The sequence below is a fragment of the Amycolatopsis sp. NBC_01480 genome, assembly GCF_036227205.1.
Lineage (GTDB): Bacteria > Actinomycetota > Actinomycetes > Mycobacteriales > Pseudonocardiaceae > Amycolatopsis.
Map to the genome: position 1 here is coordinate 6758655 of NZ_CP109442.1, position 25019 is coordinate 6783673.

Here is a 25019-nt window from a genome sequence, read left to right on the forward strand (position 1 = left end):
GGTGGTCGACACAGTGCGTGGCGAGGTGGCGCCCGGGGCCCTGGGCAAGGTGCTGATGCACGAGCACATTTTCGTGCTGAGCCCGGAATTCGTGGCCAATTACCCCGAGCACGACGGGTTCGACGAGCTGGTGCACGTGCCGGAGGCGATCGAGAAGCTGCGGGCGCTCAAGGCCGCGGGGATCGACACGATCGTCGACCCGACCGTGATCGGGCTGGGCCGGTACATCCCGCGGGTGCAGAAGATCGCCGCCGAGGTCGACCTCAACATCGTTGTGGCGACTGGGTTGTACACGTACAACGAGCTGCCGCACTACCTCTCGCTGCGCGGCCCCGGCACGATGCTGGGCGGCGACGACCCGATGGTCGCGATGTTCGTCGGCGACCTCACCGACGGCATCGCCGACACGGGGGTGAAGGCCGGGGTGCTCAAGTGCGCCACCGACGAACCGGGCGTGACGCCGGGCGTCGAGCGGGTGCTGCGGGCCGTCGCGAAGGCGCATCGCGAGACCGGCGCGCCGATCATGACGCACACCCACGCGGGCACCCGGCGCGGGCTGGAGCAGCAGGACGTGTTCGAGTCCGAGGGCGTCGACCTGGCCCGGGTGCTGATCGGGCACAGCGGCGACACGACGGACCTGGACTACCTGACGGCCCTGGCCGACCGCGGCTCGCTGCTCGGCATGGACCGGTTCGGGATCGACTCGTTCCTGCCGTTCGAGGACCGCGTGGCGACGGTCGCGGCCCTGTGCGAGCGCGGGTATGCGGGCAGCATGGTGCTTTCGCAGGACGCGTCGTGCTACATGGACTGGCTGGAGGCGCCGGTCCGCGAGGCGGTGCTGCCCAACTGGCACTACCTGCACATCACCGAAGACGTGCTGCCGGCCCTGCGCGCCCGCGGCGTCGCCGAGTCCGACCTGACCAAGATGCTGGTCGACAACCCGCAGCGGTTCCTGACCCGGGGGAGCGGCTACTGATGGCGAGCGCGCAAGCCGACGTCCCGCGCCGCCTCCTTCAGCACGCGACGAAGCTGTTCGCGAAAAAGGGCTTCGACCGCACGTCGGTGCAGGAGATCGTGGAGGCGGCGGGCGTCACCAAAGGCGCGATGTACCACTACTTCGACTCCAAGGACGACCTGCTTTACGAGATCTACGCCCGCGTCCTGCGCGAGCAGACTGCCCAACTGGAAAAGGTCGCCGACAGCGACGCCCCATTGCGCGCCCGCCTGGCCACCGCCGCGTCCGATGTGGTCGTCAGCAGCATCGAAAACCTGGACGACAACACGATTTTCCTGCAGTCCATGCACCAGCTGAGCACGGAGAAGCGCAAAGCGGTGCGCGCGGAACGCCGCAAGTACCACGAGCGTTTCCGCCGGCTGATCGAAGAAGGCCAGGCGGGTGGGGATTTCCGGGCGGACAAGCCGGCGGATCTGGTGGTGGACTTCTTTTTCGGTTCGGTGCACCACCTGGGCAGCTGGTATCGGCGGGGTGGGCCGTTGGGGGCGCGTGAGGTGGGGGACCAGTTCGCCGATCTGCTGTTGTCGATGTTGAGACCGGAAAGCTGATTCCCTTGCTGGTTACCGGGTGACCAAGTGCCCTCGGCCCGGTACCTTGTGGCGGCGTGGTTGCCCGCCCGCGTGGTGCGGTCAGAGGAACCAGGTGTCGTCGCTGTGGCGGAGGTACCACCAGAGGGCGGCGTCGACGCCGGCGAGGAAGTCGCGGTCGCCGCCGGATAGGTGGAGACGGCCGGTGACGAGGTGGTGCTCGGCGACGACACGGTCGGCAGTGGGGCGCGGGCCGGGCCAGGGGTGGTTGCTCACAGGCGTCCTTGCGACGAGGCCTTGTGCCCAGCCCAGGGCATGGATCGCACCTTGGTCCAGGCGGGTTTTCCCTTGCTTGTTCACGCCAGGTCGCAGCAACTCCATGACCTGGTCGTCGGGACGCAACCGAGGTTTCGGGTCGGCGAGGCCCAACGCCGTGACGACCGCGGCCGGGTCAGCGCCGAGCTTGTCGACGATCTCCACGACGATGCACGAGGCCTGGGAGTAATGGGTGCTTATGCCGCTGAGCCACAGGTCGGGTTCGTCGCCGCGGTTGCCGTTACGCCACAGCTGGGCGAAGAAACTCCCGGCGTGGTCCCAACCCCAGATGCTTTGCTGCTCCCAACCGGGCAGGTCGACCATGTCCCGGAAATCGTCGCCGGGGAGACGATCCTGATTACGCGACGTCCACGCCGATTGCCGTATCCTGCCGAAGATGCCCATGGGTCAGCCCTCCACTAGGCCGTTGTAGGTGTCGTTGAGGCTCTTGATGATGGCGTGCGGTGTGCCGGTTGTCATGACGTTGGCCCTCATTGATCAGTGACCTGCGGGGAGCGCTCGGGGTGACCGGGTTGAATCCAGACCCGAGCTCGTCGCAGGCTTCGTGGAGCGGCGCCCCGACCCGCGGACGTCGCCGCGGTCCACGGTGGATACCTCGGTCTGATTGGCGCTCTGCCAAGCAGCTCAATCGTCTGGTCGGAAAGTGCTTGCCCCGCTGGAAAACCGGGGCTATCCGGTCGCCGAGCGGGCCATGCGTTCGACGCTGCGCAGGCCCGCGCTGAGTGCTTCGGCCGCGGCGGCGGGGGCCAGGACGTCGGACAGGTCGAGCAGGGCCCGGGCCAGGTCGTGGCCGGGGCCGGTCCGTTCGAAGATCGACACCGCGGTGCGGAGGGAGCGTTCGGCGGCCGTGCTTTCGTTGACCAGCAACAAAAGCAGCCCGAGCTGACGGTGGGCGCGCGCGGCCGTGCGTGTGTCCGGCTCCGCCGTGGCGAGGACGTCTTCGAGCAAGGCCCGGGCACCCGTGACGTTGCCCAGCTCGCGGTGCACGCCCGCCAGCTCGGTGCCGACGTCGGCGGCTGCCTGGTGTTCGCCGCCTGCCGTGAGCATGGCGCGGGACTGGCCGAGATCCGCGGCGGCGCCCGAGAGGTCGCCCGCGGACTGGCGGGCGCGGGCCCTGGCCTGGTGGCACAGCGCGAGTTCGGCCCGCAGGCCCAGCTGCCGGTGCGCCGCGCGCGCCTGCGCCACGGCCAGGCGGGCGTCGTCGAACCGTCCAGCGGCCAGCAGCGTGCGGGCGAGCCGCAGGTGCAGGTCGCGGCTGAGTTCCGGGCTCGGCAGGGCCAGCGCGAGGGCTTCCGCGGCGGCCGGGGAACTGTCGTCGCCGACCTGGACGTCGCAGGCCGCCAGGTGCGCATCGACGAACACGAGCGCGGCCGGGTCGGGATGGCCGGACTCGTGCAGCTCGTCGCGGATCGTGCGCAGCAGGTGCCGGGCGTACCGGAACTCGCCGGACCGCCGCAGCCGCACGGCCCGTCCCGCGTTTGCCTCGACGCGCAGGTGGGGTGGCTCGTCGGTGAGCAGGGTGGTGGCTTCTTCGTACAGCGTGGCCGCGTCGGGTGTCCGTACTGCCCGGCCCGTGTTCGACTGGGCGAGCAGGGCGGCTTCGTCGTGCAGTGTGGCTGTGTCGGGTGTCAGGGCGGCGAGGTCCGTGAGCGCTCGCGCCCTCAACGGGCCACTCGCGTGAGTGGCGATCCGCCGCCGGTCGCCCGCGATCACGGCTTCCAGCAGGGCCAGCTCCTGGGCGGCGAGGGGGTCCGCGGTCCGGCCGGTGGCCAGTTCCTCCAGATCCAGCCCGAGCCGGAAGGCGAAGTGCCGCATCGCTTCCGCCGAGGGCGTGCGCCGGTCGCTCTCGACTGCCGAGACGTAGCCGGGGGTGTAGGTGGGCGCCGCGAGTTCGCGTTGGGTCAGGCCGAGCCCGGTGCGCAGCCGGTGGATCCGGCGGCCCACCGACTCCTCGTCTCGTTGCGCCATCTTCGGCCCCGTCCCGGCTAGCCTGGGTGTTTCCGACCGCGGCCAGGATAACGGTGATGAGCATGGAGGGCGTGGGGCAACGGCTTCAGCGACTGCGCGTCGAGCTGGGCCTGACCCAGCAGCAGCTCGCCGCTCCCCAGTACACCCGCGGGTTCCTCGCGACCGTCGAGGCGGGCGGGCGGGAGCCGTCGGCCGAGGCGCTGGGCTATTTCGCCACCCGGCTCGGCGTTGATCCCGACGATCTGCGCCACGGCCGGCCCGCGGGCGCTGCCGAAGAGCTGACGGCCGAGCTCGAGCGCGGGCGCCGGTCGCTCTCACGGGGCGAGGTCGAGGCGGCGGCCGAGGTGTTCGGCACGGTCGAGCGCACGGCGCGGCGCTACCGCCTGCCGGTCGTCGAATGCCGGGCCCGGATCTGCCTCGGCGAGGTCGAGCTGCACCAGGGCCGGATGCGCGCGGCGCTGCTCGCGTACGAGCGCGCGGGCGAACTCGCCGACGGGGCACCGGCTTCCGTGCGGGCCTCGATCGTCCGGCGGCGGGCGCAGTGCCTGCTCAACGTCGAGTCCGCGGCCGCCGCGATCACCCACCTCGAAGAGGGCCTCGCCGAGGTCCGGGCCGAGACGCCGGCCGACCCCGACGCCGAGCTGTGGCTACTGGCCGGCCTGATCACGCCGTACCACGAGCTGGGCGCGCTCGGCCGGATGCACGAGACCATCGAGGAGGGGCTCGCGGTCGCGCGGCGGGCGTCGCGGCGCGAGTGGATCGCGACCTTCTACGACCTCGCCGGGCAGCGGGTGCTGGAGACCAAGGGGTTCGCCGAGGTCGACCGCTGGTGGGGGATCGCGCGGCGCACGTTCGCCGAACTCGGCCTCGACAGCGAGTCCGGCAGCGTGCACTGGTCGCGGGGATACGCGCTGAGCCAGGCCGAGCGCCTCGACGAGGCCGGCACCGAATTGGGCCTGGCGCTGGAGATCTTCGACGCGGTGGGCCGGCTCCACGACGCGGCCGGGGTCGCGCTCGAGCTGGCTGACGTCTGCCGCCGGCTGGGGGACCGGGACCGGGCGGTCGCGCTGGCCACCCGCGCGGGTGAGGCGTACGCCGGGTTCGACCTGCCCGCGGGGATGGCCGAGGCGGACCGGATCCTGGGCCTGCTGGCCGGGGCGGACGGCGACCTGGCCGAGGCGGGGCGCCTGCTGGAGCGCGCGCTCGAGCGCTACGCCCAGGCCGGGATCGTCTACGACCTCGGCCGGACCTGCCGGCTGTACGGCGATTTGCTGCTGCGCAACGGAAAAACCGCCGAGGCCCTGGAGGTGCTGCGCCGCGGCGCCCGCAGCGTCGCCTCGCAGACCCGCGCCTGACCGGAACCCTCCGAAGGTCTGTTGACGTCTTCGGCCGGTATGACCTTTACTGCGTATGCATCAAGTTAGTTAACACAAGTCAACTCTAATGATGCGCTACTCCCCGAACACCCCTTCCCGTCGCTGACCAGGTCGGCGGGAAATGCGTTGTGCCCGCTCAACCCCATCGGGAGAGACCACCATGAACAAAAGACTCCGCGCGCTCGGGCTCGGAATCGCGCCATTACCCATATTGGCCGCCGCCTTCACCGGAACGGCCTATGCCGCGGACGCGCAGGTCGCGCTGCCCGGCGGCGTCAGCCCCGCCCTCGCGCACAGCCAGCGCGTCGGCGACCTGCCCGCCGCCCAGCAGGTCCCGGTCGCCGTGGCGCTGAAGCTCCACAACGCCGCGGGGCTGGACAAGTTCCTCGCCGACGTCGCGAACCCGGCTTCGCCGGTGTACGGCCATTACCTGACGCCGCAGCAGTTCGGCGCGGCCTACGGCCCGACCAAGTCCGACCAGGACCGCGTCGCCGCTTATCTGCGGGGCAAGGGATTGCGGGTCACCGGGGTGTCCGGCCAGGTGGTCGACGCGACCGGCACCGAGGCGCAGCTGGCGAGCGCGTTCTCGACCTCGATCGGCGTCTACGACGACCCGGCCCAGCACCGCCGGTTCTTCGCGAACGACGGCGCGCCCTCGCTGCCCGCCACGGTCGCAGGAGTGGTCCAGGGCGTTTCCGGGCTGGACAACTATGCCGTCCGCAAGCACGACGAGGTGTCCGTGCCGAAGGCGAATCCGAACATTTCGGGCCTCGGGCCGACGGCGTTGCGGTCGATCTACAACACGAACCCGATCGGCGCCGACGGAACCGGGCAGACGGTCGCGCTGTACGAATTCGACGGTTACAAGAAGTCCGATATCGCAGCTTATGACCAGAATTACAACCTGGGTTCGTCGGCGCCGGTGACGGTGCCGGTCAACGGCCAGAACTACGACTCGAACCCGGGCGGCGGCGAGGCCGAGGTCGACCTCGACATCGAGCTGGTGCAGGCGATGGCGCCGAAGGCCGCCACCCTGGTGTACGAGGCCGCCAACGACGACGGCGGCGAGCTGAACATGGTCAACCAGATCGTGCAGGAGAACAAGGCGCCGGTGGTGTCGATCTCCTGGGGCATCTGCGAAAAGGACATCTCCAGCTCGCAGATGACCAATGTGGACAACGGCTACAAGCAGGGCGCGGCGCAGGGCCAGAGCTTCTTCGTGGCCACCGGCGACGACGGCTCGCGCGGCTGCACCCGCAGCACGTCCGGCTCGGGTGTGGTTTCCGCGGGCTGGCCGGGCACGTCGCCGAACGTCACCGGCGTCGGCGGCACCACGCTTACCGTGGGCAGCAACAACACCTACGGCTCGGAAACCGGCTGGAGCGGCTCCGGCGGCGGCACGTCCACGCAGTTCCCCGCGCCGAGCTGGCAGACCGGCGTCGGCGGCAAGCGCACCGAACCGGACGTGGCCCTCGACGCCGACCCGCAGACCGGTTACGCGGTCTACACCAACGGCGGCTGGGCGCAGTACGGCGGCACCAGCTGCGCCGCGCCGATGTGGGCGGGCTGGGCCACGCTGTACAACCAGAAGGCCGGCGCCAAGCTCGGCAACCCGGACGCGGCGATCTACGGCGTCGGCAAGGGCAGCTCGTACGCCTCGGCGTTCCACGACATCACCTCCGGCAGCAACGGCGACTTCTCCGCGAAAACCGGCTACGACCAGGTGACCGGCTGGGGCACGTACGACGGAAACGGCCTGTTCACCGCGCTCGGCACCAGCACGCCGCCCACCGGCAACACGGTGTCGGTGACCAACCCGGGTGACCAGTCCAGCCAGCCGGGCGACACGGTCAGCCTGCCGATCAAGGCGACCGACTCGGCCGCGTCGGCCAAGCTGACCTACGCCGCCTCCGGCCTGCCCGCCGGGCTGGCCATCGACCCGGCCACCGGCGTGATCACCGGAAAGCCGACCACACAAGCGGTTTCGAACGTGACGGTCACGGTCACCGACGACACGAAGGCCTCCGGCAACACCGCGTTCAAGTGGACGGTCGGCACCCCGCCGACCGGCACCGTCTCGGTGGCGAACCCCGGCAGCCAGTGGGGTTTTGTGAACTTCCCGCTGTTCCAGACGGTCCAGCTGACCGCCACCGCCAGTGACAACGGCCCCGTCACCTTCTCGGCGACCGGCCTGCCGCCGGGCTTGTCCATCAGCCCGTCGGGCGCCGTCACCGGCACGCCGACCAAGGCGGGCACCTACTCGGTGACCGCCACCGCGACCGAGGCCAACGGAGCCCACGGCTCGGTGACGTTCGGCTTCCAGATCTACGGCTGAAGGACTCGTGAGTGTTTATGACGGTTAGAACCGTCATAAACACTCACGAGTCAGGGGTGCTGCGCGGGGACCGGATTCCGCGCGGCGCCCTTTTTCCTGGCTGCCCAAGGGTTTCCGGGGCGCCCTAGACTTCCCGTCGCAGGGCCAGGACCCGTTGCACGAACTCGCTTTTCCCTTGGGTATAAGCCTCCCGATCGCTCTCGGTGCGGGTCAATTCGCGTTTCAGGGTCGCGTATTGCGCGGCCAGGGCCGGGTCGGCGCGGAGGGCGTCACGGAAGGTCAGCTGGGCGGTCCAGCGGGGGTGACCAGCCGGGATGACATGAAGGTGGGCCCGCCGGTGCCGGCCCGTTTCGTCTGGCTGGACGAAAAACCGCCGCCACGGGGCACCGACATCCAGTTCCGGTGGGACATAACACCAGCCCTCACGTTCCAGGTGGGCGCGAGCGGCAGCCACCACCTCGTCGACATCGTGGACCGAGGCCATCACGTCGATCACCGGTTTGGCGGGCAGGCCTGGTACTGACGTCGAGCCGATGTGAGCGACGCCGTCGGCCAGCCACGGGGCGAGCAGGTCCGCGATCCGGGCGCGCACGGTTTCGCCCCGCGCCGACCACGTGGGGTCGGGCGGGTGGATCTCGGGCTTTTCGTAGGCCCAGGCCGGAGCTTCCGTCACGCCGCGCACGTTACCGGCGACCACCGACAGGAACGTCGCCGTCACCGAACTCGTGAGTGGCTACGCCGGTTAGAACCGTCATAAACACTCACGAGTCAGGAACTCAGTGCTGCTTAAGATGATCCAGCATCAACGGCAAGATCGCCTCACTCGCCTCCTGTGGCAGCCAGTGACTGGCACCCTCGATCACCACGAACCGGTACTCCCCGTCCACGAAACTCGCCGTGAGATCAGCGGCCACCCGGCCGAAGCGCGGGTCCTCGGCGCCCCACAGGTACAGCGTCGGGACGGCGATGCGGCCGCCCGGGAGGTCGAACTCGCCGTCCGGGCCGCGGTACCAGTTCAGGGTCGCGGTGAGGGCGCCCGGTTCGGTCAGCCGCGCCAGGTTGCGTTCGACCTGGGCGGTGGGCAGGCGTTCGCCGTACAGGGTGCGGAGCTGGGCGCAGTCGTCGGTGAGCAGGTAGGACTCGGCGCGGCCGTCGGGGCGGCGGAAGAACTTGAGGTACGACAGCGTGCGCTGCTGCTGCTCGTCCACCTCCGCGGCCTGCCGCAGGGCGGCCGGGTGCGGGGAGGTCAGGGCGGTGAACGACCGCAACCGGTCCGGGTGCGCGCTGGCCAGCGCCCAGCCGACCATCGCGCCCCAGTCGTGCCCGACCAGGTGGAACCGGTCGGTGCCGAGCGCGGCGGCGAACGCGATGACGTCCGTGACCAGGTGGCGGACCGAGTACTGGTCGACGTCCTGCGGCCGGGCGGCCGAGGCGTAGCCACGCTGGTCGACGGCCACCGCGCGGTAGCCCGCTTCGCCCAGCGCGGTCAGCTCCGCGGTCCACGAATCGGCGAATTCCGCCCAGCCGTGCAGCAACAGCACCAGATCCCCGGCCTCCGGACCGGCCGCGAGCGCGCTGTGCCGATGCGTGCCGACGGTGATCGTCAGCCGCTCGAGATCCGTGACCATGATCGCCAGGCTACGAACCCCGGGCCGGTGGCGCTACCGGAAAAAGTGCAGTCTTGCCGCCTGTTCGGACGTGTCCGGCCCACCACTGTCCACAATAGCCACAATCGCCCCGCGCCGGATGACGCTTTCCTCGCACCGCGCAAGGAAAGCGTCATCCGTCACGGGCTCAGGCGGGCAGGTCGACCAGGTCGGCCAGCCGCGCGCGGTGCCGGCCGGGAGTGCCGAAGGCCAGCTCGTCGCTCTTGGCGCGCTTGAGGTAGAGGTGGGCCGGGTGCTCCCAGGTCATGCCGATCCCGCCGTGCAGCTGGATCGCCTCCTCCACCGCGTGCACCGCGATCGGCGCCGCGCGGGCCTGCGCCACGGCGACCGCGATCGGCACGTCGAAGCCGCCCGCGAGCGCGTCGGCGGCGTACCGGGCGGTCGCGCGCGCGTTGACCAGGTCGGTGTACAGGTTCGCCAGCCGGTGCTTGAGCGACTGGAACCCGCCGACCGGGCGGCCGAACTGGTACCGGCCTTTCAGGTACGTCACCGTGGTGGTCAGCGCCCAGTCGGTGAGCCCGGTCTGCTCCGAGGCCAGCAGCCCCGCGGCCGTGGTCAGCGCGTTGTCCAGCGCCGCGACCGCCTGGCCGCCGGAGGTGAACCGGCGCGCCGGCGCGTTTTCCAGCACGACGTCGGCCACGCGGCGGGTCAGGTCCAGCGACACCAGCTCGGTCACCGTGGCCGAAGCCGCTTCCACCGCGTACAGCCCCGGCCCGTCCGGTCCGGTCGCGGGCACCACGAGCAGCTCGGCCACGGACGCGTCGACGACCGTGCCCACGCGGCCGCTGAGCGTGCCGTCCGCGTTGACCGTGACCGTCGCGGGGAACTCCGCCCCCGGCGCGGTCGTCAGCGGAACGGCCAGCGCCCCGGTCAGCTCGCCGCCGGCCAGCCGGGGGAGCAGCTCGCCGATCACCGGGTCGGCCGAGTCGGCGCCGAGCAGCGCCGTCGTCGCGAGCACCGCGCTGCCGAGGAACGGCACCGGAGCGACGCTGCGGCCCAGTTCCTCCAGCACGACGGCGGCCTCGCGCGCCGTGGCGCCGTGACCGCCCAGCTCCTCGGGCACCATCAACCCGGCGGCGCCGAGGTCGGCGGCGAGGGTCTTCCACAGCTTCAGGTCGTACGGCTCGGCCGTCTCCACCCGCGCCAGCAGCGCCGCCGGGGCGGCCCGGTCGGTGAGCAGATCGCGCACGGACGAGCGCAGGTCTTCCTCGACCTCCGAGTACAGCAGGTCCGGCGTCGGCAACTCAGTCGAAGTCATCGGGGCAGGTCCTTCCAGGCGACGTCCTTGTCGACCCGCGGCTCGGACGGCAGCCCCAGCACACGCTCGGCGATGATGTTGCGCAGCACCTCCGAGGTGCCGCCCTCGATGGAGTTGCCCTTCGCGCGCAGGTAGCGGTAACCGGGCTCACGGCTGGTGAAGTCGACGACCTCCGAACGGCGGAAGGTCCAGTCGTCGTAGCCCAGGCCCTCCTCGCCGAGCAGCTCGATCTCCAGCCCGGTTAGTTGCTGGTTCAACTCGGAGAACGCCACCTTCATCGCCGAGCCCTCGGGCCCGGGCGCGCCGGCCGTCAGCTGCTGGCGCAGCCGCGATCCCGCCAGCCGCAACGCTTCGGACTCCACCCAGTGCTGCACGAGCCGGTCACGCAGCTCCGGCGTGCGCAGCTCGGGCCGCTCCCGCCAGGTCTTGGCGACCAGGCCGATCAGGCCGCCCTCGCGGGGCACGGCGCTGCCGCCGATGGCCACGCGCTCGTTCATCAGCGTGGTCTGCGCGACCTTCCAGCCCTCGCCGACGGCGCCGATGCGCAGGCTGTCCGGGATCCGGACCTCGGTCAGGAACACCTCGTTGAACTCGGCCTCGCCGGTGATCTGGCGCAGCGGCCGCACCTCGACCCCGGGCGCGGTCATGTCGCACAGGAAGTACGTCATGCCCTGGTGCTTCGGCACGTCCGGGTCGGTGCGGGTGACCAGGATGGCCCACTGCGCGTGGTGCGCGCCCGAGGTCCACACCTTCTGCCCGGTGACGATCCAGTCGTCGCCGTCGCGCACCGCGCGGGTGGCCAGCGCGGCGAGGTCGGAGCCCGCGCCCGGCTCGCTGAACAGCTGGCACCACACCTCCTCGCCGGTCCACAGTGGACGGAGGTAGCGCTGCTTCTGCTCCGGCGTGCCGAACGCGAGGATGGTCGGCGCGGCCATGCCGAGGCCGATCACGTTCCGGCGCGGGTCGTTGTCCGGCGCCCCGGCCGCGGCGAACGCGGCGTCGACCCCGGGCTGCAGCGCGCGCGGGGCGCCCTGCCCGCCGAGGCCTTCGGGGAAGTGCACCCAGGCCAGCCCCGCGTCGAAGCGGGCGCGCAGGAATTCCATCCGGTCGGTGGTGTCGTGCGCGGCGAGGAACCGTTCGACCTGCCCGCGCAGGTCCTCGGCGGTGACGGTCATCGAGCGGTCTCCGTGCGGTACTTCTTCAGCTCGCGACGGGCCAGCGAGCGCTTGTGCACCTCGTCCGGGCCGTCGGCCAGCCGCAGCGTGCGCACGCCAGCCCACAGCTCGGCCAGCGGGAAGTCCTGGCTGACGCCGCCGGCGCCGTGCGCCTGGATCGCCTTGTCCAAGATCCACTCGACCTGGATCGGGGTGGAGATCTTGATCGACTGGATCTCGGTGTGCGCGCCCTGGTTGCCGGCGGTGTCCATCAGCCACGCGGTTTTGAGCACCAGCAGCCGCTGCTGCTCGATGCGCACGCGGGACTCGGCGATCCAGTCCTGCACCACGCCCTGGTCCGCGATGGGCTTGCCGAACGCCTGCCGCGAAAGCGTGCGACGGCACATCAGCTCCAGCGCGCGCTCGGCCATGCCGATGGCGCGCATGCAGTGGTGGATACGGCCCGGGCCGAGGCGGGCCTGCGCGACCGCGAACCCGGCGCCCTCGCTGGCGATCAGGTTCTCCGCCGGCACGCGCACGTCGTCGAACAGCACCTCGGCGTGGCCGCCGTGGTCGCCGTCGGTGTAGCCGAACACGCGCATGCCGCGCTTGATCGTCAGGCCGGGCGTGCCGCGCGGGACCAGGATCATGCTCTGCTGCTGGTGCGGGGCGGCCTCGGGGTCGGTCTTGCCCATCACGATGAAGATCTTGCAGTTCGGGTTCATCGCGCCGGAGATGTACCACTTGCGGCCGTTGATCACGTACTCGTCGCCGTCACGCCGGATGCTGGTGGCGATGTTGCGCGCGTCGGAGGAGGCCACCTCGGGCTCGGTCATCGCGAACGCGGAGCGGATCTCACCGTCCAGCAACGGCTGCAGCCACTGCTTCTTCTGCTGCTCGGTGCCGAACATGTGCAGCACTTCCATGTTGCCGGTGTCCGGCGCGGCGCAGTTCACCGCGGTCGGCGCCAGCCGCGGGCTGCGGCCGGTGATCTCGGCCAGCGGCGCGTACTGCAGGTTGGTCAGCCCCGCCCCCTGCTCGCCGGGCAGGAAGAAGTTCCACAGCCCGCGCTTGCGGGCCTCGGCCTTGAGCTCCTCGACGATCGGCGCGGTGGCCCACGGGTCGTCGCTCGCGGCGAGCTGCTCTTCGAACACGGCTTCGGCGGGGTAGATGTGCGAGTCCATGAACTCGAGGAGCTTCCCCCGAAGCTCCTCGGTGACGGCGTCGTACGCGAACTCCATTACTTCTCCTCTTTGAGCGACTCGTTGCCGTGCGCGATGAGGGGGACGACGCCGGACCCGACGTTCTCGAAGCCCGCCCCGACGGTCTGGCCCTTGCTGTAGCGGAAGTAGATGCCTTCCAAGATCACTGCCAGCTTGAAGAACGCGAAGCTGACGTACCAGTTGAGCGCGGAGACGTCCCGCCCCGAACGCTCGGCGTAGCGGGCCACGACCTCGTCGGTGCTCGGGTAGCCGGGCGCGGAGCTGGCGTTGGACACCATCTGCAGCGACACCTTGTCGCGCTCGGCGTACGCGACCAGCAGAGCGACGTCGGTGAGCGGGTCGCCGAGGGTGGACATCTCCCAGTCCAGCACCGCGGTGATCCGGTCGTCGCCGTCCACCAGCACGTTGTCCAGCCGGTAGTCGCCGTGCACGATCGACGGCGGGCCGGAGACGGGCAGCTTCGCCGCCAGCCGGTCGTGCAGCGTGTCGACGCCGGGCAGGTCGCGGCTGCGCGAGCCGTCGAGCTGCTTCTTCCAGCGCCGCAGCTGCCGCTCCAGGAACCCTTCCGGGCGCCCGAAATCGCCGAGCCCGGCCGCGGCCGGATCGACCGCGTGCAGGTCGACCAGGGTGTCCACCAGCGCGTCCGCGATCGAGCGGGTGCGCGCCGGGCCGAGCTCGGCCAGCTGCTTGTCACTGCGGTACGGCGTGCCCGGCACGAACTCCATCACGTAGAACTGCGCGCCGAGCACGTCGGCGTCCTGGCACAGCACGACGGTGCCCGGCACCGGCACCGCGGTGCCGTGCAGGCCCGAGATCACGCGGAACTCGCGGGCCATGTCGTGCGCGGTCGGCAGCACGTGGCCCAGCGGCGGGCGGCGCACCACCCACCGCCCGGCCCCGTCGGTGACGATGTAGGTGAGGTTCGACCGGCCGCCCTGCACCACCTCGGCGCTCAGCTCGCCGGTGACCAGGCCGGGCCGCTGCTCGTCCAGGTACGCGCGCAGCCGGCCGAGGTCGAGGCCGGGCGGGTCGGTCGGGGTCATCAGGGCTCCTCGGGTTTCGGGTCACGGTACCGACTAGTCGGTATGTCGTACAGCGGCCGGGACCGGCCCCGGCCGCGGCCCGGCTCAGGCGATCAGCCGGGCGACCATCTCGGCGACGCAGGCGGGCTTGGCCTCGCCCTCGATCTCGACGGTCCAGCGCACCACCGCCTGCTTGCCGCCGGGCACGTCGGTGACCTCGGCCAGGTCCGCGCTGCCGCGCACCCGCGAGTCGACCTTCACCGGCTGCGGGAAGCGCACCTTGTTGAGGCCGTAGTTGATGCCCATCTTCAGCCCGTCGACCCGGTAGATCTCCGGGCCGAACATCGGGATGAGCGACAGCGTGAGGAACCCGTGCGCGATGGTGGCGCCGAACGGGCCCTGCGCCGCCTTCTCGGCGTCGAGGTGGATCCACTGGTGGTCGCCGGTGGCGTCGGCGAACAGCTGCACCCGGTCCTGGCCGATCGTGTGCCAGTCGCTCTCGCCGAGGTGCTCGCCGACCGCGCCGGCGAATTCGGAGATGTCGGAGAACACGCGCATGGCCCTCAGTCCTTCGGTCCGCCGGCGACGTAGATGACCTGGCCGGAGATGAAGCCGGCGCCGTCGCTCACCAGGAACGAGGCCAGGTTCGCGATGTCCTCGGGGGTGCCGACGCGCTGCACCGGGATCTGCGCGGCGGCCGCGGCCTTGAACTCCTCGAAGCCCATGCCGATCCGCTCGGCGGTCGCGGCGGTCATGTCCGTGGCGATGAAGCCCGGCGCGATCGCGTTCGCGGTGACGCCGAACTTGCCCAGCTCGATGGCGAGGGTCTTGGTGAAGCCCTGCATGCCCGCCTTGGCCGCGGAGTAGTTGACCTGCCCGCGGTTGCCCAGCGCGGAGGTGCTGGACAGGTTGACGATCCGGCCCCACTTCTCCTGCGTCTGGTACTTCTGCACCGCGCGGGCTATCAGGAACGAGCCCTTGAGGTGCACGCCCAGCACGGAGTCCCAGTCCTGCTCGGTCATCTTGAACAGCAGGTTGTCGCGGGTGATGCCGGCGTTGTTGATCAGCACCGTCGGCGCGCCGAGCTCCTCGGCGACGCGGGTGACGGCGGCGTCCACCTGCTCGGCGTCACTGACGTCGAGCGGCACGCCGACGGCCTTCCCGCCGTCGGCGACGATCGCTTCCGCGCCTTGTTTCACCCCGGCCTCGTCCAGGTCCAGCAGGCCGACGGCGAACCCGTCGGCGGCGAGCCGGCGCGCGACCGCGGCGCCGATGCCACGGCCGGCCCCGGTCACGATGGCCACGCGGGAGGGGGAATCGGTCACGGGGACCTCCTCGTCGTTGAGAAAGAGCGGTTTCCGCTGCTGCCGGGACCGTGCTGACGTTCGCCGGGAGGACAACCCGGTGCCCCGCCCCGCAAGCCGCGGTGGTGGTGCCCGGATCGTAGCCAACCGGCGCCGCCGTCGCCCGGGGCAGCGGCGGTAAGCGTACGCTTATCATGCGAATTACGCGAGGGTCTGAATGAGGGGCCCGCTGCTCCATTCCGGCCACTGGCTAACTGGTCGACAACACTTGACAGGTTAGGTCGACAGGTTCACCCTTGACCCCGGGGAGAGCCGGGAGAAGACCGATGCAGATCGCGAAGATGTGGCGCTATCCGGTGAAATCGATGCTCGGCGAGGAAATCGGGGAGGCCGGCTTCGCGGCGAGCGGTCTTGACGGCGACCGGCGGTTCGCGCTGATCGACGAGGTGACCGGGCTGGTCGCGACAGCCAAACATCCGCGGCTCTGGCGGGACCTGCTCAAGTTTTCGGCGACGGTGGACGGCGGCAGCGCCCGGATCACCTCCCCGTCGGGCTGGACCGTCGACGCCGAGGACCCGGCGGCGGACGGGCTGCTTTCGACCGCGTTGGGGCGGGCGGTCCGGATGTCCGCCGAGCGGCCCGAGGCTGCCACTGTGGAGCGGCCCGAGCCGGAAGACGTGCTCGCACAAGGGGTTGAAGCCGAAGTGGCGGCCGCGACCCTGGAGATCGGGCAGGGCTCGCCGGGGGAGACGTTCGTCGATTACGCGCCGGTGCACCTGATCACCACGGCCACGGTGGGCGCGGTCGGCACGGAATATGTCCGCTACCGCCCGAATCTCCTGATCGAAACCCCGCCCGGTACCCCGCCGTACGTCGAAAACGACTGGGTCGGCGAGGGAATCCGGCTCGGCGGCGAGGTGGTCCTGCGGATCGTCCTGCCGACGCCCCGATGCGCGGTCCCGACGCTGGAGCACGGCGGGCTGCCCCGCGCCCCGCACGCCGTGCGCGCGCTGCTGGCCGGCAACCGGATCGACGTGCCCGGGTTCGGCGTCCAGCCTTGTGCTGGTTGTTACGCGGAAGTCGTCCGTGGCGGCCTTGTCCGGGCCGGCGACGCCGTGGTTGTTACGAATCCCTGACCACCACGCGGCGACCCGCCGCGGGACTCCTCCGGCCGCTTAAGCTCCGGTGGTCGTTCCGAGGAGGTCACCCTGATTACGTTGGCGCTGATCGGGTTGGTGGGCGGCCTGATCACGGGCATTTCCCCTTGTGTGCTCCCGGTCCTGCCGGTCCTGTTCATGACCGGCGGCGCGGGCATCGAGCCGAGCCGGCGGCGGCCGTTCCTCATCGTCGCCGGGCTGGCGCTGAGCTTCACATTCGTCACGCTGCTCGGCACGCTGGTGCTCGCCGCGCTGCACCTGCCGGGGGATGTGCTGCGGTGGGCCGGGCTCGCGGTGCTGGTCGTGCTCGGGGTCGCGATGATGTTCCCGCGCGTGCAGGACCTGCTGGAACGGCCGTTCGTGCGGCTGGGCCGGAAATCCGTGCCGGGGCAGCGGGGCGCGTTTGTGCTCGGGCTCGCGCTCGGCACGGTGTACGTGCCGTGCGCCGGTCCCGTGCTCGCCGCGATCACGGTGGCCGGGGCGACGCGCACCATCGGCGTCTCCACCGTCGCGCTGACCGTCGCTTTCGCTGTCGGCACCGCGATTCCGCTGCTGTTCTTCGCACTCGCCGGGCATCGGGTGGCCGAGCGGGTCAAGGCGTTCCGGGACCGGCAGCGGCGGGTCCGGTTCATCTCCGGCCTGGTGGTGATCGCCCTGGCAGTGGCGCTCACCTTCAACATCACTGACGTGCTGCAGCGCGCCGTCCCCGATTACACCGCCAGCCTCAACCAGGCGCTCGGCGCCGACCGGCTCGGCGGCGGCAGCCTCCAGCAGTGCCAGCCGTCCGCCGAGCTCCAGGACTGCGGCGCCACCCCGCAGACCGCCGGGATCAGCCAGTGGCTCAACACCCCCGGCGGCAAACCCCCTGCGCTGCAAGGGAAAGTCGTGCTCTACGACTTCTGGGCCTACTCCTGCATCAACTGCCAGCGCGCCATCCCGCACGTCGAGGCGTGGTACCAGCGCTACCGCGACGCGGGCCTCGAGATCGTCGGCGTGCACACGCCGGAGTACGCGTTCGAGCACGTCGCGGCCAACGTCGCCGACAGCGTCGCGCGCCAGCACATCTCCTACCCGGTGGCGATCGACAACGACTACGCCACCTGGAACGCGTTCGGCAACCAGTCCTGGCCGGCCGAGTACCTCTCCGATGCCAACGGGCAGGTCCGGCACGTATCCGTCGGCGAGGGCGATTACGACGGCACCGAATCCCTCATCCGCGACCTGCTCACCGCGGCCCGGCCGGCGCAGACCCTCCCGCCGCGCACGGACCTGCCGGACACCACGCCGTCGAATCCCTTGCAGACGCCCGAAATCTACCTGGGCTCCAGCCGTGGCGGCAGCCAAGACGTGACGCAGCACGGGGAGTGGACCGCCACCGACGAGTACCTGGCCGCAGGGAAGGGCGCTTCGCTGACGCTGGACTACGACGCCGCCACGGTGTACCTCGACGTCGGCGGCACGGGCACTGTCACTGCCTCGGCCGGCGGGGTCACCCGCAGCATCAAGGTGTCCGGCACTCCGGACATCCACCCGGTCGTCCAGACGCCGACTCCGAACCAGGGCACCGTGACGCTGACGCTGAGCCCCGGCTTGCAGGCCTACTCGTTCACTTTCGGCTGACCGGCGGCTCTTCCGCCTCGCGCCGGGTCAGCACCAGCGGCCCGTCCTCGGTGATGGCGACGGTGTGCTCGGAGTGGGCGGTGCGCGAGCCGTCGGCCGAGCGGATGGTCCAGCCGTCCTCGTCGTAGATGATCCGGTCGGTGGTGCGGGCGAACCACGGTTCGAGTGCGAGGGTCAGGCCCGGCCGGAGCTTCAGGCCGCGGCCCGGGCGGCCCTTGTTGGACACGTGCAGGTCCTCGTGCATGGTGCGGCCGATGCCGTGCCCGCCGAACTCGGTGTTGACCGGGTAGCCGTACGCCTCGGCCACCGCCCCGATCGCGGCGGAGATATCGCCGAGCCGGTTGCCCGCGCGGGCCGCCTCGATCGCCGCCTCCAGCGCCTCCTCGGTGGCGCGGATGATCCGCTGGTCCTCTTCGGCCGGCGTGCCGACGATGACCGTGCGCGCCGAGTCGGCCGCCCAGCCGTCGATCATCACCGCGAAGTCCGCGGTGAGCACGTCGCCGTCGCGCAGGACGTAGTCGTGGGGCAGGCCGTGCAGGACCGCGTCGTTCACCGACAGGCAGATGACGTTGCGGAACGGGCCCTCGCCGAAGGACGGCGAGTAGTCCCAGTAACAGGACTCCGCGCCACGCCGCTTGATCATGCCGCGCACGTGGTGCTCCAGGTCCATGAGGTTGACGCCCACGTCGGCGATCCGGCCGACCTCGGTGAGCACCTCGGCGACGAACCGCCCGGTCACGTGCATGCGCTCGATCTCCGCAGGCGTCTTGATTTCGATCACGAAAACCTCGCGTACCTCAGGGTGCCGGTGTAGGTATACCCGGCACGTTAGCAGTTGCCGGTATAACTATACCGGCCCGAGTGGGTAGGGTCGCCGTCGATGAAGATATCGAGTGCGCCCCTGGCCGCCGCCGGGCGCGGGGCGGCGAGCGCGTTGTGGCAGGCGGTCGCGGGCGGCAGCAAGCCGGCGGCGGCGCCCGGCAAGGCCCACCGGGCGCTGATCGGGCTGTTCGCCGTCGTGGCCGGGGTGCTGGCGTTTTTCCCGAACGGCCGCGCCGACGTGGGAGTCCTGTTCCTGGCCGTCGCGCTCACCGCGTTCTCCGTGGCGCTCACGCTGGTGCACCCGTTGTGGTCCTGGCGGGTGCTGATCGTCGTGGTGGCGCTGGCGGACCAGTTCTACGGGCACCACGCGCGGTTCGGCTGGCCGTGGGCCGGCGGCCTGGCCCTGGCGGCGATCCCGGTGTTCACCGCGGTCGGCCGGAACCACCGGCCGGGGGTGCTGGCCTGGGTGTGGCTGATCTCGGTCGGGGTCAGCACGCTGCACGCGAACCTGCCCGACGAGCTGTTGCCGATCGCCGTGCTGTTGGCCATCCCGCTGGTGTTCGGCTGGCTGGTCTCGCGGCTGCGCGGCACCCAGCGCGACCTGGCCGAGGAGGCCGCGCGCCGGGCGGTGCTCCAGGAGCGCACCCGGATCGCCCGTGAGCTGCACGACGTGGTCGCCCACCACATGTCGGTGCTGGCTATGCGCGCGGACTCCGCGCGCTACCGGTTCCCCGGGCTGGACGACGGGCTGCGCGAAGAGTTCCAGGCCATCCAGGACACCGCGCGCACCGGGATGACCGAAATGCGCCGGATGCTGGGCCTGCTGCGCGACGGGCAGGCCCAGCCGGAAACCGAGCCGCAGCCCGGCGCCGAGCGGATCGAGGAGCTGGTGGAACGGGTCCGCGCGGCCGGCACCGACGTCCGGTTCGAGCGCGACGGCGAGTACGGCGTCCTGCCCGACGGTGTCGCACTGTCCGCCTACCGGATCGTCCAGGAAGGACTGAGCAACGCGGTCCGGCACGCGCCCGGGGCGCCGGTCGAGGTGTTCGTGCACATCGGACCGGGGGAGCTGCGGCTGACGGTGCAGGACACCGGCGCCGTCACGAGCGCGCCGGAGGAGACCGGCGGCCGCGAGAAGCACGGTCTGCTCGGCATGCGCGAACGGGCGGCGGCGCTCGACGGTACGTTCACCGCGGGACGGCGGGACGGCGGCGGGTTCGCGGTCACCGTGACCGTCCCGCTCGACTAGCGTCCAGTGACGGGTTTGCGACACTGACCGGACTGAACGGACCCAGGGGGAACACGATGGCCGTGACGGTGGTGATCGCCGACGACCAGACCATGGTGCGGCAGAGCTTCCGGGCGGTGCTGGACGCGCAGCCGGACATCGAGGTGGTCGGCGAGGCGGGCACCGGCACCGAGGCCGTCACGGTGTGCCGGCGGCTGCGGCCGGACCTGGTGCTGATGGACATCCGGATGCCGGAGCTGGACGGGCTGGCCGCCACCCGGCAGCTCCTCGGCGGGGACCCCGAATCCGGGCCGCGGGTGCTGATGCTGACCACCTTCGACGCCGACGAGTATGTCTACGGCGCGCTCGGCGCGGGCGCCAGCGGGTTCCTGCTCAAGGACTCCCCGCTGGACGACCTGGTCGCCGCGGTCCGGATGGTCGCCGCGGGCAACGCGCTGTTCGCCCCCGCCGTCACCCGCCGGGTGATCGCGGGCTTCGCCGGGCGGCGGCCGCGGACCCAGGACGCGGCCCGGCTGGCGGACCTGACCGCGCGCGAGCTGGAGGTGCTGCGGCTGATTGCCCAGGGACTGTCCAATCTGGACATCGCCGGGCAGCTGGTGATCGCCGAGCAGACGGCCAAGACCCACGTCAGCCGGGTGCTGGGCAAGCTGGGCCTGCGCGACCGCGCGCAGGCGGTGGTGCTGGCCTACGAGGCGAAGCTCGTGGTGCCGGGCGAGTGATACCCGGGTAGCACGAACCTCGCGTCATGCTACCGCGGAGGCAGCCGAAGATGGCTCTCCGGACCGATGACCGGATGGCCGTTTCTGCCTAGTTTTTCCTTGTGGAACAAGGGAAAAAGGCTTCGATCGGGTTGTTCGCGGTGATCGCCGGGCTGACCGGGATCGCCGGCTACCACTGGCTGCGCGGCCTGCCGCTGGGGGTGGACAGCGCGGTGTACCGTGCCGGGGCGCTGGCGGTCCTGCACGGACAGCCGCTCTACGAGCCGTTGCTCGCGCTGGACCCGAAATCGGCGCTGGAGCTGCCGTTCACCTACCCGCCTGCCGCGGGGCTGCTGTTCCTGCCGCTGGCGGTGCTCCCGGCGCAGCTGGTCTGGCTGCTGTTCGCGGTGGGCACGGTGCTCGCGCTGTGGTCGGTGCTGCGCCGGCTGTCCGGGACCGAGCCGGTGCTGCTGCTCGGCCTGCTGGTGGTGCTGGAACCGGTGTGGCGCACGATCGGGCTGGGCCAGGTCAACGCGTTGCTGATGGTCCTGGTGGTGTGGGACGTGCTGCCGACGCGAGACCGTCGTTACGGCGGGGTGCTGATCGGGCTGGCCGCGGCGGTGAAGCTGACCCCGCTGATCTTCATCCCGCACCTGTTCCTGACCGGCCGCCGTGCCGACGGATTCCGGGCGCTGGGGGCGTTTTCCGGCGCGAGCGCGCTCGGGGCGCTGATCCTGCCCGGCGACTCGGTGCGGTACTGGACCTCGGCCGTGGTGGACAACCGCAACGCCGATTCCGTGGGCTGGGTGCTGAACCAGTCGTTGCACGGGGTGCTCGCGCGGTTCGGCGTGACTTCGATGGCCTGGTACGCCGCGCTGGCCGCGCTGTGCCTGCTGCTCGGCGCGGTGCTGGTGCGCGAGTTCCACCGGCGCGGCGATCCGCGGGCCGCGCTGCTCGTGACGGCGGGCTGCGCGCTGGTGGTGAGCCCGCTTTCCTGGACGCACCACTGGATCTGGGTGGTGGCGCTGGCCGGCTACCTCGCGGGCCGGTGGGCGGCGCTGGCCGGGGTCGCGGCGGTGTTCACCGGCGTCGCGACGGCCTCGGTCCCCGAAGGCGGATCCCGGGAACTGTCCTGGAACCCGATCCAGATGGTCCTGGGCAACGCGTACGTCTTGGCCGCGCTGGCCGCGGGCGCGGTCCTCGCCGTCCGGCTGCTGATCCGGTCGCCCGAGCGTGGCCGGACCGTCCCGGACCAGCTCGCGGCCCGGCCGTGACCGCCGCCGGAGTTCCGGGCCGCGGCTACTGCGTTCGGCTGAAAGCCCGGCGGGTCCGGGTTCGCCCGGTTGCCCCACCGGGCTACTCTCGGTGCGACTGCCGCCACGCACTCAGGAGGGTCCTGGAAATGCCGTCGAACGATGTCGCCGACCCGAACACCCCGGTCGGCGTCGACCAGAACCGGGCCAGCGTCGCGCGCGTCTACGACTACCTGCTGGGCGGCAAGGACAACTACGAGATCGACCGCAAGACCGGCGACGAGATGGCCGCGGCCCTGCCGGACGTCATCGAGGTGGCCCGCGAGAACCGGATGTTCCTGGTCCGCGCGGTGCGGTTCCTGGCCAACCAGACCGGCATCACCCAGTTCCTCGACTGCGGCTCCGGCCTGCCGACCGCGGAGAACGTGCACCAGGTCGCGCAGCGGATCAACCCGCTGACCAGGGTGATCTACGTGGACAACGACCCGCTGGTCACCGCGCACGGCCGCGCTTTGCTGGAGGAGAACGAATTCACCCGCTACGTCGAGGGTGACGTCTTCAACCCGCGCAGCATCCTGGACAACGAGACCACGCGCAGCCACCTGGACTGGAACCGGCCGCTGGCGCTGTCGTTCGTCGCGACCCTGCACCACCACAAGGGTGACCGGCACGCACCGGCCGAGGTCATGCGCGAGTACATCGACGCGCTGCCGTCGGGCTCGTACGTGCTCATCTCGCACCTGCTCGACCCGGAAGAGCCCGCCGACAGCGACGCTGCCCGCCAGCTCTCGGACGCCGTCGCCCGCGGCTCCCTCGGCGGCGCGACCTGGCGCACCCAGGCCGAGATCGCCGAGCTGTTCGGCGACCTGGAACTGGTCCCGCCGGGTATCGTCCCGCTGTACCAGTGGTGGCCGGACGGGCCGCAGCTCAAGCCGATCGGCGTCGCGCACCGCATCATCGCCGGTGGGATCGCCCGCAAGCCCTGATCTTTTCGGGACCGGCGTGCTCCTTTGTGGACGGACGCGCCTGGTTCATGCGAGCCGGCAGGGGACGTCCGTGTCGTCGCCGAGGTGATACGACGCGCAGACGCGGTGGTAGCCGTCGGCGATCACCAGCGCGCCGGTACCGAGGATCGGGTGGCTGCCACCGCGGACCAGCAGGACCGGGGACAGGGCCGTGCCGTGCGCGGCCTTGTGCAAGTCCTTGCGCACGTGCGCGTCGGTCTCGTCGAGCAGGGGCAGGCCGCTGGCCCGCAGGATGTCCTTCGCCTTGCGGTGGACGAGATCGGCGGCGCGCAGGAGCGCGACCAGCTCGGCGGCCGCGGGCTCGGGGATGAGCAGGCTCAGGTAGTCCTGCGCGGCCGGGAAGTCGTGCTCGTCGGGTTCGCTCTTCCAGTTTTCCGGCATCGCTGCCCCTTCCGGCTGATGGACGGACGCGCGCCGGTCAGGTGCGGGCCGGACGGCGGCGAGGCCGCGACGGGGCGCGCCGCGGGAGTTCGGGGGCGGGCAGGCGCAGCAGGCCACCGAGCCGGCCCGGGCCGAGGGTGCGCAGGGCCGCCGCGGCTTCGGGCTCGTGGCGGGCGGCGTTGGCGAGGATCCCGAACAGCAGCGTGGTGACGACCAGTGAGGTGCCGCCGTACGACACCAGCGGGAGCGTGACGCCGGTGACCGGGAGCAGGCCCACGACGTAGCCGATGTTGATCGCCGCCTGGGTGGTCAGCAGCACGGTCAGGGTGCCGGTGACGATGCGGATCCACGGGTCCCGGTTGCGCAGCGCGATCCGCAGCCCGACCACCGCCACCGCGGCGAACAGCGCCAGCACCACGGCGCAGCCGACGAATCCCAGCTCCTCGCCGATCAGCGCGAAGATGAAGTCGTTCTGCACGTTCGGCAGGTAGTTCCACTTCGACTGGCCCTGCCCGAGCCCGAGGCCGAACAGGCCGCCGTCGGCGAGGGCGTACTGCGCCTGGCGGGCCTGGTAGGCGGCGCCGCTGTAGTCCTGGTCGGGGGACAGGAACGACAGCACGCGCGCCAGCCGGTACTGCGCGACCAGCGCCAGGACCAGGATCCCGGCGAGGCCACCGGCCAGCAGGATCGCGAACAGCCGTTTCGGGGCGCCGGCGAACCACAGCAGCGCGAGCACCACCACGGCCAGGGTGATGGTGCCGCTCAGGTTCGGCTGGGCCATCACCAGGGCCACGGTCAGCAGGGCCGCGGGCACGAGCGGGACCAGCAGGTGCCGCCACTGGTGCAGCACGGCGGCCTTGGTGACCAGGATGTGCGCGCCCCACAGGGTCAGCGCGACCTTGGCGATTTCCACCGGCTGCAGGGAAAACGGGCCGAGCACGAACCACCGCTGCGCGCCGTCCGCGCTGGCGCCCAGCGGCGTGAGCACCAGCACCAGGCCCGCGAGCCCGGCCACCATCGCGCTCGATGCCGCCCGCCGCAGCCGCCGCAACGGCAGGCGCAGGCCGATCCAGAAGGTCACCCCGCCGAAGCCGACGAACATCAGCTGCTTCAGGAACTGCGCGTAGACCCCGCCGCCGGTCGCCGGATCGCCGGAGGACACCGACGAGGCCGAAAGCACCATGATCACGCCGAGCAGCACGAGCATCCCGCACAGCGCCATGATCAGGTGGAACGAGGCCAGCGGCCGGGAAAGCCACGCGACCAGCGCCGCGGGGATGGCACGGGGCCCGCTTTCGGCGGCCTTCCCCTTTTCCCGGCGGGCCGGGGCAGGCCGGGCGGGAGATGTGCCGAAAACCACGTCGCGGCCGTGTTCACGGCGAATACCGGCCGGGCGTGGAATGGGCACGGGGCGACGATATACCGATGCTCCTGAGTGGACGCTGAGTGAAAACCGGGTGTGCTGCGGGGCGGGGTAAAAACGGGCAAGGTTGCGGAGTGTGTCATGCTGCCTTGGCGTTCACTCATTAGTGGATGCACTGGTGTGCGTAGCATCACGGCAATCGAAACGGCTTTGCGGAGTCGCGGACCGGGTCTGGGCTCGATCGTCCGTTTTCCCTGTGACCAAAG

Annotated in this window: 23 protein-coding genes; 10 read left to right on the top strand and 13 right to left on the bottom strand. The window is 71.1% G+C overall.

Annotation, left to right across the window (positions count from 1 at the left end):
* The first annotated feature begins 1 nt into the window (after position 1).
* Complete coding sequence (locus OG371_RS32280) at positions 2–976, top strand: phosphotriesterase family protein (protein ID WP_329059283.1); 975 nt, start codon at positions 2–4, stop codon at positions 974–976.
* Positions 976–1563: a TetR/AcrR family transcriptional regulator gene (locus OG371_RS32285; protein WP_329059286.1), complete on the top strand. Its 588-nt coding sequence runs from the start codon at positions 976–978 to the stop codon at positions 1561–1563. The genes OG371_RS32280 and OG371_RS32285 overlap by 1 nt, the downstream gene beginning before the upstream one ends.
* A gap of 81 nt (positions 1564–1644) precedes the next feature.
* Here the strand turns inward: OG371_RS32285 and OG371_RS32290 are convergent, their stop codons facing one another.
* Both OG371_RS32290 and OG371_RS32295 read right to left on the bottom strand, forming a co-directional pair.
* The gene (locus OG371_RS32290; protein WP_329059288.1) at positions 1645–2262 is read right to left on the bottom strand and encodes a hypothetical protein; all 618 of its coding nucleotides are present in this window, start codon (positions 2260–2262) and stop codon (positions 1645–1647) included.
* A 285-nt stretch (positions 2263–2547) separates the two neighbouring features.
* A complete protein-coding gene (locus tag OG371_RS32295; protein ID WP_329059290.1) occupies positions 2548–3846 on the bottom strand; it encodes a helix-turn-helix transcriptional regulator in 1299 nt (432 codons plus the stop codon).
* A 56-nt stretch (positions 3847–3902) separates the two neighbouring features.
* On the opposite strand from OG371_RS32295, the gene OG371_RS32300 reads away from it, so the two are divergent.
* Positions 3903–5201, top strand: coding sequence for a helix-turn-helix domain-containing protein (locus OG371_RS32300; protein WP_329059292.1), 1299 nt, complete (start codon positions 3903–3905; stop codon positions 5199–5201).
* Positions 5202–5382: 181 nt separating this feature from the next.
* Positions 5383–7557 carry a protease pro-enzyme activation domain-containing protein gene (locus OG371_RS32305; RefSeq protein WP_329059293.1) on the top strand — a complete coding sequence of 725 codons (2175 nt, stop codon included), beginning with the start codon at positions 5383–5385 and terminating at the stop codon, positions 7555–7557.
* A gap of 124 nt (positions 7558–7681) precedes the next feature.
* On the opposite strand, the gene OG371_RS32310 is transcribed toward OG371_RS32305, so the two are convergent.
* The 8 genes from OG371_RS32310 to fabG form a co-directional block, all read right to left on the bottom strand.
* Complete coding sequence (locus tag OG371_RS32310; protein WP_329059296.1) at positions 7682–8275, bottom strand: GrpB family protein; 594 nt, start codon at positions 8273–8275, stop codon at positions 7682–7684.
* Positions 8276–8333: 58 nt separating this feature from the next.
* The gene (locus OG371_RS32315) at positions 8334–9185 is read right to left on the bottom strand and encodes an alpha/beta fold hydrolase (protein ID WP_329059298.1); all 852 of its coding nucleotides are present in this window, start codon (positions 9183–9185) and stop codon (positions 8334–8336) included.
* Positions 9186–9351: 166 nt separating this feature from the next.
* Complete coding sequence (locus OG371_RS32320; protein WP_329059299.1) at positions 9352–10482, bottom strand: acyl-CoA dehydrogenase family protein; 1131 nt, start codon at positions 10480–10482, stop codon at positions 9352–9354.
* Entirely contained in the window at positions 10479–11657 is a 1179-nt protein-coding gene (locus OG371_RS32325) for an acyl-CoA dehydrogenase family protein (protein ID WP_329059301.1), read from the bottom strand. Before OG371_RS32325 ends, OG371_RS32320 begins: the two co-directional genes overlap by 4 nt.
* Positions 11654–12877 carry an acyl-CoA dehydrogenase family protein gene (locus tag OG371_RS32330; RefSeq protein WP_329059302.1) on the bottom strand — a complete coding sequence of 408 codons (1224 nt, stop codon included), beginning with the start codon at positions 12875–12877 and terminating at the stop codon, positions 11654–11656. Before OG371_RS32330 ends, OG371_RS32325 begins: the two co-directional genes overlap by 4 nt.
* Positions 12877–13902: a phosphotransferase family protein gene (locus OG371_RS32335; RefSeq protein WP_329059305.1), complete on the bottom strand. Its 1026-nt coding sequence runs from the start codon at positions 13900–13902 to the stop codon at positions 12877–12879. Before OG371_RS32335 ends, OG371_RS32330 begins: the two co-directional genes overlap by 1 nt.
* An 84-nt stretch (positions 13903–13986) precedes the next feature.
* Positions 13987–14439 carry a MaoC family dehydratase gene (locus OG371_RS32340; RefSeq protein WP_329059308.1) on the bottom strand — a complete coding sequence of 151 codons (453 nt, stop codon included), beginning with the start codon at positions 14437–14439 and terminating at the stop codon, positions 13987–13989.
* Between the two features lie 5 nt (positions 14440–14444).
* Positions 14445–15206, bottom strand: a complete 762-nt coding sequence (fabG, locus tag OG371_RS32345) for a 3-oxoacyl-ACP reductase FabG (RefSeq protein ID WP_329059310.1) — start codon at positions 15204–15206, stop codon at positions 14445–14447.
* A 305-nt stretch (positions 15207–15511) separates the two neighbouring features.
* Between fabG and OG371_RS32350 the strand changes: the two genes are divergently transcribed.
* Both OG371_RS32350 and OG371_RS32355 read left to right on the top strand, forming a co-directional pair.
* Entirely contained in the window at positions 15512–16321 is an 810-nt protein-coding gene (locus OG371_RS32350) for an MOSC domain-containing protein (protein ID WP_329059312.1), read from the top strand.
* Between the two features lie 81 nt (positions 16322–16402).
* Positions 16403–17962, top strand: coding sequence for a cytochrome c biogenesis protein CcdA (locus OG371_RS32355; RefSeq protein WP_329059313.1), 1560 nt, complete (start codon positions 16403–16405; stop codon positions 17960–17962).
* Here OG371_RS32355 and map read toward each other — a convergent pair.
* Positions 17949–18743: a type I methionyl aminopeptidase gene (gene map, locus OG371_RS32360; RefSeq protein WP_329059315.1), complete on the bottom strand. Its 795-nt coding sequence runs from the start codon at positions 18741–18743 to the stop codon at positions 17949–17951. The genes OG371_RS32355 and map overlap by 14 nt on opposite strands.
* A 99-nt stretch (positions 18744–18842) precedes the next feature.
* Here map and OG371_RS32365 point away from each other — a divergent pair, with 99 nt between their 5' ends.
* From OG371_RS32365 to OG371_RS32380, 4 genes are all read left to right on the top strand, one after another.
* A complete protein-coding gene (locus OG371_RS32365) occupies positions 18843–20033 on the top strand; it encodes a sensor histidine kinase (RefSeq protein WP_329059317.1) in 1191 nt (396 codons plus the stop codon).
* 56 nt (positions 20034–20089) lie between these two features.
* A complete protein-coding gene (locus OG371_RS32370; protein ID WP_329059319.1) occupies positions 20090–20752 on the top strand; it encodes a response regulator transcription factor in 663 nt (220 codons plus the stop codon).
* A 101-nt stretch (positions 20753–20853) separates the two neighbouring features.
* Positions 20854–22005 carry a glycosyltransferase 87 family protein gene (locus tag OG371_RS32375; protein ID WP_329059322.1) on the top strand — a complete coding sequence of 384 codons (1152 nt, stop codon included), beginning with the start codon at positions 20854–20856 and terminating at the stop codon, positions 22003–22005.
* 128 nt (positions 22006–22133) lie between these two features.
* On the top strand, positions 22134–22970 hold the full coding sequence (locus OG371_RS32380; RefSeq protein WP_329059324.1) for an SAM-dependent methyltransferase: 837 nt from the start codon (positions 22134–22136) through the stop codon (positions 22968–22970).
* Positions 22971–23015: 45 nt separating this feature from the next.
* Here OG371_RS32380 and OG371_RS32385 read toward each other — a convergent pair whose 3' ends face one another.
* Positions 23016–23390: a hypothetical protein gene (locus tag OG371_RS32385; RefSeq protein ID WP_329059325.1), complete on the bottom strand. Its 375-nt coding sequence runs from the start codon at positions 23388–23390 to the stop codon at positions 23016–23018.
* Between the two features lie 37 nt (positions 23391–23427).
* Positions 23428–24798 (bottom strand): putative lipid II flippase FtsW, encoded by a 1371-nt coding sequence (gene ftsW / locus OG371_RS32390; RefSeq protein WP_442876011.1) that lies wholly within the window; start codon positions 24796–24798, stop codon positions 23428–23430.
* Between the last annotated feature and the right edge of the window lie 221 nt (positions 24799–25019).